General features: G+C 55.8%; 9 protein-coding genes. 3 read left to right on the forward strand and 6 right to left on the reverse strand.

Going from position 1 to position 13,789, the window contains the following annotated elements; translation table 11 throughout:
- Nucleotides 1-390 precede the first annotated feature (390 nt).
- Nucleotides 391-984, reverse strand: a complete 594-nt coding sequence (locus O2597_RS00645) for a DUF4202 domain-containing protein (RefSeq protein WP_269522235.1) — start codon at nt 982-984, stop codon at nt 391-393.
- A gap of 188 nt (nt 985-1,172) precedes the next feature.
- Here O2597_RS00645 and O2597_RS00650 point away from each other — a divergent pair, with 188 nt between their 5' ends.
- Nucleotides 1,173-2,777, forward strand: a complete 1,605-nt coding sequence (locus O2597_RS00650; RefSeq protein ID WP_269522236.1) for an MFS transporter — start codon at nt 1,173-1,175, stop codon at nt 2,775-2,777.
- A 477-nt stretch (nt 2,778-3,254) separates the two neighbouring features.
- On the opposite strand, the gene O2597_RS00655 is transcribed toward O2597_RS00650, so the two are convergent.
- From O2597_RS00655 to O2597_RS00665, 4 genes are all read right to left on the reverse strand, one after another.
- Nucleotides 3,255-4,109, reverse strand: coding sequence for a hypothetical protein (locus tag O2597_RS00655; RefSeq protein WP_269522237.1), 855 nt, complete (start codon nt 4,107-4,109; stop codon nt 3,255-3,257).
- 392 nt (nt 4,110-4,501) lie between these two features.
- Nucleotides 4,502-5,695: a PEP-CTERM sorting domain-containing protein gene (locus O2597_RS00660; RefSeq protein WP_269522238.1), complete on the reverse strand. Its 1,194-nt coding sequence runs from the start codon at nt 5,693-5,695 to the stop codon at nt 4,502-4,504.
- Nucleotides 5,696-6,024: 329 nt separating this feature from the next.
- Nucleotides 6,025-6,108 carry a PEP-CTERM sorting domain-containing protein gene (locus O2597_RS18680; protein ID WP_425603709.1) on the reverse strand — a complete coding sequence of 28 codons (84 nt, stop codon included), beginning with the start codon at nt 6,106-6,108 and terminating at the stop codon, nt 6,025-6,027.
- Nucleotides 6,109-6,150: 42 nt separating this feature from the next.
- Complete coding sequence (locus O2597_RS00665) at nt 6,151-7,185, reverse strand: LacI family DNA-binding transcriptional regulator (protein ID WP_269522239.1); 1,035 nt, start codon at nt 7,183-7,185, stop codon at nt 6,151-6,153.
- A gap of 220 nt (nt 7,186-7,405) precedes the next feature.
- On the opposite strand from O2597_RS00665, the gene O2597_RS00670 reads away from it, so the two are divergent.
- On the forward strand, nt 7,406-9,169 hold the full coding sequence (locus O2597_RS00670; RefSeq protein WP_269522240.1) for an SGNH/GDSL hydrolase family protein: 1,764 nt from the start codon (nt 7,406-7,408) through the stop codon (nt 9,167-9,169).
- A 144-nt stretch (nt 9,170-9,313) separates the two neighbouring features.
- On the forward strand, nt 9,314-11,977 hold the full coding sequence (locus O2597_RS00675) for a glycoside hydrolase family 5 protein (protein WP_269522241.1): 2,664 nt from the start codon (nt 9,314-9,316) through the stop codon (nt 11,975-11,977).
- Between the two features lie 924 nt (nt 11,978-12,901).
- Here O2597_RS00675 and O2597_RS00680 read toward each other — a convergent pair.
- The gene (locus O2597_RS00680) at nt 12,902-13,780 is read right to left on the reverse strand and encodes an alpha/beta hydrolase (RefSeq protein WP_269522242.1); all 879 of its coding nucleotides are present in this window, start codon (nt 13,778-13,780) and stop codon (nt 12,902-12,904) included.
- Nucleotides 13,781-13,789 lie beyond the last annotated feature (9 nt).

Here is a 13,789-nt window from a genome sequence, read left to right on the forward strand (position 1 = left end):
GGCAGAATCATTCCAGCAGCGGCGTGCTTACAGCGGAGTAGAACAGAATAATTAGTGACAGAATGATTATTCCAGCGGCGTGCTCACGACGGTGACAGTGCCAATTCCAGCGCTCCGGTTGAAAGCATCATGCTGTTTACACATCCACCGTTCTCAGCGAATTGATGGGATCGGCGACCCGCCCCCGGCCTCGGCGGACAAGGGATATCCGTCCCTACCACTGAAAATAGAATGCGAAGCTGTCAGCATTCGTGCACATCCGTGTGCATTCGTGGTTTCAAAACACAGCGCTGCTCGAATCATTCTGTTCCCCAAGATCAACGCATCACTACGATTGACTCGCCCCGCGGGCCAAATTCTCACGAATTCGGCTACCAAGGGGTGTTGCGACTAAGCCAAAGCCTTTTTGACCAGGGCCAGTGCGCGATCCGAGAGCGGCAACTGCAGGGCAGCCTCGTGCCCCCGATCACTCATTTTGGCCCAGGTCTTCTGCAGGATGCCGATCACCTTCGCCTCTTCCCACTTGTCAAGATAGCCTTCGAACTGAGATTCAAGGAACACCAGACAGAGCGCATCTTCGATCTGCTGCACGTCCTCATTCGTCTTGAGCCCCTGCTTCAAGTTAATCGCCTGCACCGCTTCGATCATTTCGTCGCCATAGCCGACCGAGCGCAGCACTTGCGAACTTTGCTCCGCATGGATTTTCTTCAAATCCGTCCGCCATTTCAGATAGCCGGTGCGCCCTTCCGGATAACTGTTTCGCGGCACTTCCCACCGGCACAGGTGTTGGCAGCGCGCCGCCAAGTGAACCGCTTCGTCCGCATCCGGATATAACTTCTCAATCCAGCGCGTCATCGCCAGCGAATCGTGCAGCTCCTTCGGCAAGGTCTGCCCACCGGCTTCGACTGTATTCGGATCCTTTGAGTTGAGTGAGTCGAAGGCGGCAATCGCCTCCTGAAAACGCTGATCTTCCTTAAAGTTCATAGCAGTATACTGGCAGTTTGTGAGGTTCCGGCAAGCGATAGATGAAGGACGCAACTAATTGCGTTCCAAGCCAATTTACCTGCCCTCGGTTCAAGCTACAGTTCTGGATCTTAGCCACGATGCTCCTGTTCGGCTTGGCCCGAAGCCATTTGCCCCCAACCGGTCCACCCATTTACCCGTTTTCAATTATGTCTTTCAAGTTCACTTCCAAAGTAGGTTTTGCCCACATCCCGGAAAAAGACCGCATCCCCTTGGGACAAAAGATCGCATTCTCCTTTGGCGGCAAAGCCGAATGGTTTGCCAGCGGCATGGTGACCAGCACTTTCTGGATGCCATTTTTCCACCTAGGCCTGGATATGAGCCCCGTGGTTCTGGGTCTGATCCTGATGATCATGCGCGCCTGGGATGCCGTTTCCGATCCTTTGGTCGGCAATCTTTCGGACAACACGCGTACCCGTTGGGGCCGCCGACGCCCATGGATGTTCTTTGCGGCCATCACCACCGCAGTCATCTTCCCCTTTATCTGGAATTTCCCTGAAAGCGTCCTGAACGGAACTTCATGGCTGGTCCGAATCGCGAATCACATCCCTTTCCTCAGCGACGACTTAAGTAATCAAGACAAGGCGAGATTCGTCTACCTCACCGTCATCGGACTGATTTATTTCACCAGCTTCACCAGCTGGTCCATGCCGTATTATGGCTTACAACTGGAGCTGACACCCAATTACGACGAGCGTACCCGCCTGAATATGGTCGCAGCGTTCGTCGGGAAAATCACATCCTTCTTCACGGGCTGGGCCTTCCTCGTCATCGTATTTGTCGGCACTGTGGCAAAGGGCGATCCCGCCGCCTTGGAGGACAAGCCAGAATGGGTCCAATCGATCGGAAGCTTTCTCCACCCCATGCTCACTGGCTTTGCCGGAAACCATCAGGACGACAGACCGATCGTGCTGGGGATGAAAATCATGTGCTGGGTGCTGGCACTGTTGATTCTGTTTGCGGCCATCATTCCGGCCATCTTTGTCAAAGAGCGCTACTACAACAAGGAAGCCAAGACCCAGAAAAAGGACCCCTTCTTCAAAAGTATCAAGGAATCGGTCACCTGTACGCCCCTGTGGTCGCTCATCAGCGCTTCTTTCTTTCTGGTCATGGGCTACACCGCAATCAGCAGTCTGGGCACTTATGTGGCGATTTACTATGTCTGTGACGGGGACATGATCCAGTCCGGCACCATTGCCGGACTGAAAGGCTCGCTCCTGGCCGTATCCGGAATCGCCCTACTCCCGTTTTTCACTTGGCTGGGGGATAAATACGACAAGCGCGTCGCAGTCATGACGATGCTGTGCACCTGTATTTTCGGACACTTGTTCAACTTCTTCCTGATGAATCCCGAACATCCCTATCTGATGATCATTTCGGGCTTCTTTGAATCCTCTGCAATCAGCGCCGTCTGGCTCTTTGTCCCTTCAATGAAAGCCGATGTGGCCGACTGGGACGAAGTACACACTCACCGTCGACGCGAAGGCTCCATCAACGCCTTTTATTCCTGGTTTATTAAGACCTCACTCGTCCTGTCCATGGGGATCAGCGGCTTCGTATTGAAGATTTCAGGATTTGATTCCAAATTGGAACATCAGCCACAAGCGGTCATTGATCAAATGTTCCACATCTACCTCTTCCTTCCGGCCATCATCTGGGCAATCGCCCTCTTGTCCGTATGGTTCTATCCGTTGACCCGTCAACGCTGTGCCGACATCCGGAAGGATCTGGAAGACCGCCGCGGTTATATTTGATCGACCGGTTCAGACCGAAGCACGTCATTCGCATACTTTGAGACCAACGCCGGGAACCCTTCCCGGCGTTTTTTTGGATCGTCGTGATTCAGAATCAGCGAACTGAACTCGTACGGTTTTAATGGTCCATACAAAACCGATACCGAGTGGATTGGAATTCACGGTCTTAGAATGCTGCGGATACCCCTCCCACCTGGCAAGCAGGTGACCTCCCCTAAACAGGGGAGGAACTGTGATACCGCTTCGAATAAATTCTGGCGTTCCAGGAATCCGTCACCGACGTGACCGTCGATGCTTCGCGCGGATGTCGCATACGGCGTAAGCCGGATGATGACCGATGCCGCCGGAATGATATCCAAGATGGCGAGGCGTCGGGGCTCGTAAGTCGATACGCGGTGTTGCCAGCTCTGCGCGCAGTGCCAACTGCATAGACGCGTCTTTCAGACGATCTCAGAGCTGGTACACCAGCATCTGGCATCAAGCCCGGTTTTTCGCTTTGCGGTAGAGCGCGAATCCCAGACAGGCGATCCCGAAAAACAAGGCCATGACCGCCGGCTCGGGAATGTCCACCTGCAGCTGGTCGCCGAACGACAGGTTATCGACGTAGGCCTGTCCCTTGTCGCCCGAGAAGGCACGAAAGACAAAAGTACTTGGCGCAGCCAGACTGCCGGTATGTCTGTATCGGCCACCGTCATACAGCTCGCCGGTCAGTTTGTCCTGGATATAGAGAGCACACTGCCCCGGTGCCAAGGACGGCACTTCGAGCCCTTCAATCGCCTGAGCGGCACCACTCCCGTTATAGAAGACATAGATCTTATACGGACGGTCCTCCTCAAGACGGGGCGGCGGACCACTCACCTGTTCCGTATTCAAACCCGTCTTGATCACTCCGTTCCCGAGTCCCCAGGAAACATAGCCCCGCTGCTCATTCAGGTCCAGATCCCCCAATCCGAATCGCACCACCCCATCCTGTCCGGATGGCTCATAGAGATCGAAGCTATAAGTCGAGAGGAGAGAAATCTCTTTAAACCAGCCGAGAAATGACTCGCCCTTCCCCACATCGTTCCCGTTTCGGGCGGTTTTACTTCCGTTCAAAATGACAAATTGATTGTCCGCACCGAAAGGCTGAATCCGGTCGCTGGTGGCAATCGTAAACCCCAGCCTGCCGCCGTAGTTATTCCCCTGAAGCGGGCGACTCGACATCGTCAACGGACCTGCGGGATGCTCCGGCGCTTCAAAGTCAGTTGCGGTGACGACTTCAGCATTCGCTTCCACGCCAAGATGGTAAGCGAGCGAGCACAGGAATAGACGGGTCAGTAATACTTTCTTCATAACGACTCGGGGCAAGTGGCTGCAGATACAAACAACAGCTCCAGCGATCAGCTAACCATCCCGCACGCAATTAGTTGCGAAACCGGCACTATACTAGTTTTTGACATTCTGCCACCCCGTCCCAATCACTGGACGGCCACACATCGTAGACTTGAGGACTTGCCGTAGCGAAGCGATGACAGTCGCTTCGACCGATCAACGCGAGCCATGGAGGGCGGACCTCTGTGGCCGCCGCTGCGTTGTAAGCTACAATGTCATTCGTGAGTGATCGCAAGATTCGCGGCTGCGACAGAGCGCAGCCCTCCAGAACAGAAGCTTCCACTGTTGATGACGATGAACAAAAAAAGCCCGGGGGCTCCCCGGGCTTTGGAAATGGAACAAATATGTTTTCGTTAGCGGCGACGACGCAACATCACGAAAGTCAGCCCGAGGCAACCTGCCAGGAGTGCAAAGGTCGAAGGCTCGGGAACCACGGTCAAATATCCAGTCGCTTCAGAAAAGACCAACTGACTGTTGAAATCGTAGGTCCAAACACCGCTTGACTCAGTAAAGTCGGCAATGCTGAAGGTGGCACCGAATGTCTCAGTCAAAGTATCCACATCAACAACCAACCAACTGTTGCCCTCGGTTAAATCCGCACCGCTTAGATCGAATGTGAAAAGACCATTGAGGTTAATCGTGCCGGAACCGGAAATCGAATTCGAAACAGTGTCGGCTCCGATTGTGAATTCCATTGAAGAACCGTCGGCCAAGGTGTGTGCGCCGCTATTAGCAATAAGGGAAATATCCGTAATTGTGCCCGAAAAGGTACCGTTCTGGACAGTTAAGCTAGCACCAGCCCCACCACTAATGGAACCAGCACCATTCAGGTAATTAACCCCTTGGCTCAAGCCGGCAGCCATGATGAAGCTGCCATTCAATGTAAGATTGCGGTTCACGCCATCGAATGCTGAACCAGTAAGCTCAAGTGTGCCGTCGGCATTAACTGTTGTATTCTTGAGTTTGGCTCCCACAGAACCGGTGTAGATCACTTTACCTGCGTCCACGATCAAGTAACCATCGAGACGATTCACCGTCAGTGTTCCATCCCCACTCTTAGTCATGTAACTTCCGCCACGAATGGCATTGATTGATAGATTACCGCTCCCTAGCACATTAAAGTCCCCGTTAACTGCGCCAAGGTCCTGCGAAAATGTGGCACTGGCACTATCGCCTACTGTAAAGAGAATATTGCCAGAGCTGGCATTGGAGAAAGCACTGCCACTAAAGGCGACATCCCCCTCCTCGATTGTTATACTGCTTAATGCCTGTGTTCCAGAAATAACAACCACGGCACTGGTCATATCGGCCCCTGCGGAAAATACGACATCTGTGATAGCTCCTGTGGTGTAATCAACGGTCGCAGCCGCACCGGCGGAGTCAGTCGTCCAGTTTGCCGTAGCAGCAGCATCCCAAGTTCCATCCGCAATGGTGCCGGCACCTGCAGTGCTTCCGTTGGTGTCCCAGTATAATTGACCGTGCAAAGCGCCACCAAGAAATAAAGGCGCAGCAAGAAGCGAGGTTAACTTGTATCGTTTCAGATTCATATGAATTTAGGGTTTGAGTGGGGTTTATAGTTTATATTTAGGGAAAATTATCGCACTCGTTGAAATAGACACAAGAAGCCTTGCACGCAATTGGTTGCGATAGGCATTTTAGCCGCCCCCGGATATCCAGACTTCTAAACTAAGCCTTGTTATGGGGAACGAACCAGACACCCAGATTCCTCCTCTGCTTGCAAGGGTCGGAGGGGTCCCACTCTATTACTGCCCTGACGGAATTCGCAGACTTCACTCAGGCCTCCCCCGTACTTGACGATGCACCCCAAAAGCCCGGACAAACATCCGGGCCGTCGAAATTGTGTCGAACCACTCCCCTACCGGCGGCGCAGCATGACAAAAGCCAGCCCAAAGCAACCGGCCAGTAATGCGAAAGCCGAAGGCTCGGGAACAATGCTCAGTTGAGGGGCCTGAACAAACTAGCTTTAAGCAAACTAGACTGCTCAAGTTCGGTCGACCAGACTGAGACTCTTACCATCCACCCAGACGCCCTCGACCATGGTGGTCAGGGGCACGTCGGGAATGCCGCGTTCCCCGCGTTGCATCTGGCCGATCAACATGTCCATGGCCGCGGCGCCGATCTTGTCGGGACGCTGGTTGATCCCGGCCACCCCGCCGTTGGCTTCATTCCAGTTCAAGGTAGCGATGTCGACCTCGCCCGGGACTGAGATGCCGGCATTGCGCATCGTCTGCGCGACAATCCGGTTGTCACTGATCACGACATCCAGTTTTTCACGCCGGCACCAGTCCGGCACATCCGCGAGCGTGTTGTCATCAAAGAGATAGGTCTTGATCGCGAAATCGCGCGCTTCAACGCCTTTGAGTACGAGACGACCGTTTTGTGCGAGAAAGGCAGCGGAAAGCCAGAGTTCATCCACACGCCGGCTGGTATCGGAAAAGAGGCAGAGCCCGATCCGGTCGTAGCCCAGATCATACAGTTGGCGTATCGCGAGCTGCATGCCGTGGTAATGGTGCGGCGTGCTGCGGTGCAGAATTGGGGTCATGACCGAATAGCCGATGGTCACGCAACTAAAGCGCTCCCATTCAATCGCAATCGGCTCACGCACATGAGCCATCGGTGCCACGCAAATCCCGAGGATGCCCCGGTTGTAGAGGATGCGGCTCAAGCGCTGGGCGTTCATACCCGTCTCTCCCAACCAGAAGTGCTCGAGCTTGTAGCCGAGGCTTTCCACCCGTTCCCGGATGCCCTCATAGCAGCGCTTGTAAAATGGGTTCTCCCGCCATTCATCTCGCGTTGCAAAGTTCGTGATGTAGGCGATCGTCGTGACGCTCGACCCCAGCTTGCGTCCACGGCGGCGCGAGGCGAACGCGGAGAGCAAGGGGTCCGGACGGTAGCCCAGCTCCTCAGCCACCTTCTGGATGCGTTTTCGGGTCGCTTCAGGAATCTGCGGATTCGAGTTCAAGGCACGACAGACGGTCGACGACGAAACTCCCGCCGCCGTCGCGACATCTTTCATCGTCACCCGGGAACCGGACTGAGACTGTTTATGGGAGGCGCACACAACTATTTGTAGAATGAAGATAGCCGGAGGACGATCAAGCGCAATCGCGCAACTAGTTGCAGATGCACTCGCTGGCAGCTTCACCTAAAAGTTCCTAGGAAGGACAAAATAAAATCACAACCGCCATGCAGCCTATGTCCAAAGAGAGACTGCCAGGCCCACCTTATTCCCCGTTATGCAACGATTGAATTACCTCAAGTCCTGTCTAAAACTGGCCCTTCTGGCCGGATTTGCCCTACAGCTACAGGCGGTCGAACCGCTTCGCTACGTCGCCACCGGCGCACGGATCGGCGTCTACCGGCAGGGCACGAATGAGACCAGAACGGCCTTCTGGCACCGCACACCACACCAGCTCGGAGGACCGGTCGACGAAATCCAGATCGGCTTCATGAACTGGTTTCTGAACTACAACGATGAAACGGCCATCACGAACGAGGTCACCATCGAATATGCCTGGCTGGAACGCGCATCGGACGGACAAGTCGTGCCGGTTACATTCAACGGCTCCCGCCAACTCGTCATGCCTGCCGACGACACCGAGCCTTACTGGCTGGCAGATGCCATCGACTCGAGTGTGTGGACGGGCGGCACCCCCCAGCGTGACGAAGTCTTCTGGCTCAACATCAAAGGCAGTATTCCCGCAAGTGGTTTTGTCTCGCAAGGCAATCCGACCGGCTACAGCGGTTCGAAATTCATCCTCTATGATCCCGCCAATGATCCGGGCACCTATGACACCACCGGATCCGTCCCGTCAATCACAGATCAATATGCCCGCACACGCGGTTTGCCCACTATGTTCCTTGGACGCTATACGGAACCCGGCTACTTGTCGGTCATCGGTATCGGTGACAGTATCCTTGATGGCTCCGGCGATGCCAGTAGCTCCTACAGCACCATCTCCGGCTTCGGCTTTTTCTGCCGTGCCGCGGTTGACGAGTCCGGAGCAAATACTTTCGCCACCTTCAACCTCACCCGCCACGGAGCCGCGTCCACAGCCCCAACCAGAGCCGCCAATCCACGTCAACGGCATTTCCTCAAGTACGCCAATGTTGCGGTCGAAGAATACGGCACCAACGACCTTGGCAGCAGCGGCACCGGAACGGTCAGCACAATCCAAGGCCGCTTGGATGAACTTTGGGCACTGTGCCGCGCTGAAGGCATTCAGAAAATCATCCGCACCCAGCTGATGCCCCGCACAACCTCTGTGACCTACAACTGGATCAGCTTGGAAGACCAAACACCCAACACAGGATGGGGCGATGTGGACGCCGGGGACAGCGGCAAGCGCGACGAGCTCAATGCCGGTTTCCAAACTTCGCTGGCCAATGGCGACATCGATCTTGTGCTTGAGAACCTGGCCGTCGTAGCCGATCCCACCGACGACCACTACTGGCTGAGTAACGGCACCAATGACTACATGACCAGCGACGGCACACACCTCAGGGGAACGTCCTACGCGATGGTCGCCGTAGTTCTGCGCGACGCTTTGCTCGCAACCACCGTGGATGAAAATGCACCCCGCTACAGCACCTGGGCCGATGCCATCGACTGGGGCGGTGAAGATTCATCTGAGGAGGCAGACCCCAACAAAGATGGTATCAGCAACGCGATGGCCTACGCCCTCGATCTCTCTCCATTGGAAACAGTGCCTGCCTCTGACAGACCTTACGCAGCTTATGATAGTGAAACAGCTGACGGCCCATGGTTGAATTTTATCTTTCGAGAAAACGTAAATGCTGAGGATGTCATCTTCGACTACCTTTCCACACTCGATCTCACCGGCGGCTGGGACAGTTTGGTGGTGGATGATGTCAATGTGATCGAAGAAACCCTCGACCCGGATCCCGACGGTGATGGAACTGCCATTTTGAAGAAAGTCCGGGTTAAAATCGCCGGTAGCGACGCACAGCAGTTCCTCAAACTGCAGCTGACGCTCTAAGCCCTTCTTACAGTCTACTCTTAAACAGCTTCATTTCTGCCTCTTAGTCCAACGAGCCGAATGATGCGCCATCCATCGCAGATGGCGGGCGCATCATTCACCAGGTCGTTGGGCATCTCCCCCACCCCCAAACAAAGGATACCCATGAAGATCGACTGCTCCTCAATAAGCAGCCGGAGTCTGCTTCAATGTGGACTCATCTTGCTCAGCCCCGTGCTGGGCAATGCAGCCATCACCCTCCAAAACTGGTCTTCCAGCCCTTGGAACCTCACCGGAGGCGCAACCTCCTTCTCGGCCACTCAAACCGACCCGGTCTATGAAGGTGGCACGGACGCCGTCTTCAGTTTTGCAAACCCACTCGACGGAGTCGACATCACCGACCCGGCGAACCCCGACAGCAGCTCCGCGACCGCCAGTTTCTTCGGCGTCGAGGGCACCGGCTTCGGTGTGGGCGAAACCACCGTCGGACGCTTCGACCGAAACGAAAGCTTTTCGTTTCAAGCGGATCACGCATTCCAACTGAACGGTATCAGCTGGGCCGAGTATCAGGGTGACGAAAGCATCCAAATCAGTTGGACCAGCGGCGGTCTGCAGATGAGCGAATTATTCGATCTGGCAACCGGCGCCTTCTACACGACCACCGCATTCAGTGAAATCACGGTCGATGCAAATACACCCGTGACGATCACAAACGTCAGCGATAGTAGTGCCGGCGTGAATGGTCGTCTCCGCATAAAACAGGTCATTGTCGAATTGATCGACGGCATTGTGCTCCCCGAAGTCGGCGAAACCCACCGTCTCCAGTCCTGGACGACCAGCCCCTGGAATCTGGTCGGCGGCGACACTGCATTCAGTGCCAGCGTCACCGACACAATTCACGGTGACGTGCTGGTCAGCTTCTCCGACCCGCTCTCCGGGATCGACATCAGCGATCCGGACCTGCCCGACTTCACAAGCGCAAGCAGCTCCATCTTCGGCGTCGAAGGCACCGGCTTCGGTGTGGGCGAGTCCTGGGCTGGGCGCTTCACCCGTGGTGAGAGTTTCACCATCCAAGCCGAACAAGCCTTCGAGCTTCAGGCAATCCGCTGGGCCGAATACAGCGGCGATGAAACCCTGTATCTGACTTGGACGAGTGATGGCGTGCCGCTCAGCACAACCATTGCCGTACCGTCCGGTGCCTTCTACACCGAACTGCCCTTCGTCGGCATCTATCCGGATGCCAATACACCCCTGGAAATCGTCAATGTCAGCGGCAGCAGCGCCTATCTGGATGGACGTCTGCGGGTCAACTATATCGACATCGCCTTCCAAACGGCGCTGCCGGAACCGGAAGGGCTCTCGGCAGGTGCCATACAACTACTCAACACCTGGGACCTGTGGCCCTGGAATGCGACCGGCGGAGACTACACGATGTCGGGCACCCTCATCGCCCCCGAGAATGGTGGGACCGATATCACCTACACCTTCACTGCTCAGTCCGGAGTCGATATCACCGTCCCGACCGCACCTGACTTTACCGGGGCGACGAGTGACTATTTCGGCTACGAGGCCACCGGCTTCGGTGTCGGCGAAGCCTACGTCGGCCGTTTTGACCGCGGCGAAAGTATCACCCTCATCGCGGACCACGACACCCAGCTCGATGCAATCAGTTGGCGTGAACTGGATGGCGATGAGCAGCTCCACATCAGCTGGACAAGTGAAGGCGTCGCACAATCCGCTGTCTTTGACATAACAACATCGACCTTTGAATTCACGGACATGATCGTCGACGCCAATACGTCCTTGGTGATGACAAACGTGAGCCCGAGCACTTCATCACTGAACGGTCGCTTACGTATACAGCAGATCCAAACACGGGGCATCTACAGCACGGCCCCCTACTACGATCACTCCGGAGCGGATGGCTTCAACCAAATGTTTGGCGTCAATCTGGCCGGCGCTGAGTTCGGCGGCTATGCCTTCTGGCAAACCGATCCGGCCGAGTGGAACTACTACAATACCAAGGGCCTCAACCTGATCCGCATTCCGTTCACATGGGAGCGTATCCAGTCTTCGCTCTACGGCGCGGTCGACTTCACCAACCTGGATGCGGTCGTCGCCATGGCCAGCGCCCGCGGCATGAAGGTGGTGCTCGATATGCACAACTACGCCCGCTACAACGGAGACCTGATCGGTAGCACAAACGTGCCGAATGCGGCCTTTGAGGATGTCTGGCGACAAATAGCCGACCATTACAAGAATGAGTCCGCCATCTACGGCTACGGCATTATGAACGAGCCGCACGACACCGGTGGCCTCTGGCCCGCAGCCGCACAATCAGGTACCGACGGTATTCGCGAAGTCGATACAAGCAATTGGATCATCGTCGGCGGGGACAACTGGAGCAGTGCCAGTGCCTGGCGCACCAGCAATGCCGACCTGGACGTATATGATCCTTCCGGCAAGGTTATGTATGAAGCACACGTTTACTTCGACAGCAGCTGGCCGAGCGGCGACGGCGTATACGGCTCCTATGACAGCGAGAACCCAAGCCCGTTGCGGGGTCTGGCACGCGTGCATCCGTTCATCCTGTGGTGTCAGGAAAAGGGTGTCCGTGGGTTCATCGGTGAATACGGCACGCCGAAGGATGACATCCGCTGGAACAACGTTCTCGATCCCTTCATGTCCCACATCCAAGCCTACGGCATGAGCGGCACCTATTGGGCCGGTGGGAAGAACTGGTCGGACTATGCTTTGGATTGTTCACCAACCAACAGCTATACGGTCGACTCCTTCCAAATGGAAGTGCTCGAGAATTACACCGAATAAGAGCTTGCTCGATCCGGGCAACAACGAGGCCGCCATGTCTGAACATGGCGGCCTTTTTAGGGTTCATTGTGAATGGCACGGACTTAAGGCAATGATCCGTAGTGGCGACTTCAGTCGCCAGCAAGTCGACGCACCTGCAGGACGTAATATGGCAGCTAAAGCAGCCACTACCGCCCCAAGCCTCGATCGGCCCAAATATTCAATTCCCCTCATTCAGTCCGTGCCATTCTGGTTCATCGTCATTTACCGTGGAGGCCTCTGTTCCGGAGGGTTGCGCTCCGTCGCAACCGCGAATCTTGCCATCACTCACACATAACACTACAGCTTACAACGCTGCGGCGGCCACAGAGGGCCGCCCTCCACCGGACCCGAGCGATCACGATACCCCGCTGGGAGGGTTGCGCTCCGTCGCAACCGCGAATCTTGCCATCACTCACACATAACACTACAGCTTACAACGCTGCGGCGGCCACAGAGGGCCGCCCTCCACCGGACCCGAGCGATCACGATACCCCGCTTGGAGGGTTGCGCTCTGTCGCAACCTCGAATCTTGCGCTCACTCACACATAACACTGTAGCTTACAACACTGCGGCGGCCACTGAGGGCCGCCCTCCACCGGACCCCGAGCGATCACGATACCCCGCTGGGAGGGTTGCGCTCCGTCGCAACCGCGAATCTTGCGCTCACTCACACATAACACTGTAGCTTACAACACTGCGGCGGCCACTGAGGGCCGCCCTCCACCGGACCCCGAGCGATCACGATACCCCGCTTGGAGGGTTGCGCTCTGTCGCAACCGCGAATCTTGCGCTCACTCACACATAACACGATAGCTTACAACACTGCGGCGGCCACTGAGGTCCGCCCTCCATTAATCGCATTGACTACAGATAATCTCGCGCACCGACTTCGACCAACGAGCTCTATTTCAGGTGCTTTGCCAGGAACTCGAACAATGCCGGACGTAGATCCATTTGTTCGGGCTGTAAATCGAAGGAATGCGGCGCGCCCTCCACTTCGATGAAAGTATGCGGGACATTGGCTTGCGTGAGTGCGTCAGCCAACTTTTTCGACTGACTTAACTTGACCGTGCCGTCCCGGGTGCCGTGCGCGATAAACACCGGCGGGGTCTCCCTATCGACATGTGTGAGGATGTTGGCGAGGCGCAGGTTCTCCGCCGTCTCGGCATCGGTGTCACCGGCAAAGAGTTTCTGTCTCCCTCCGGTCACCTCAACGATACCGTAAAAATCAACAATGCAGGCAACCTGGTTGCTCTGCTCCAAGTAAAGTCCCCCGTGATTCAACGCGTCCACGTCTCCGCTGACGCCCACGAGCAGAGCCAGATGGCCCCCGGCGGAACCACCCGCCACCGCGATTCGGTCCGGATCGACGCCAAAGCGTGCCGACTCCTTCCGGATATACCGGAGCGCCGACTTGCAGTCGTAAATATTTTGCGGCCAGGGGACGTCCACGCCGCCACCGGGCAGTGTCTTCGACTTGTAGCTGCCGAGCCGGTAATCGATCGAAAAGGCCACATAGCCTTCCTCGGCCAATGCCTTACAAATCACCTTCTCGCGCTTGCTCAACTTATTGCCGCCGACCCAGCCGCCGCCATGAATCCAAAGCACCGCAGGACGCGGCCCATCCGATTCACCTTTCGGCGTGTAGACATCCATCTTCTCCGCGCGGTCCGGGCCCAGATAGGCGACATCTTTTTGAAAGCTCACATTTGATGCGTGCACAAGAGCGGGCAACATAAGCAGTAGCAGGGGGCGGATTCTTTGCATTGTAGATTTATTCATTAGACTGAT

Source organism: Coraliomargarita parva, from assembly GCF_027257905.1.
Taxonomy (GTDB): Bacteria; Verrucomicrobiota; Verrucomicrobiia; order Opitutales; family Coraliomargaritaceae; genus Coraliomargarita_A; species Coraliomargarita_A parva.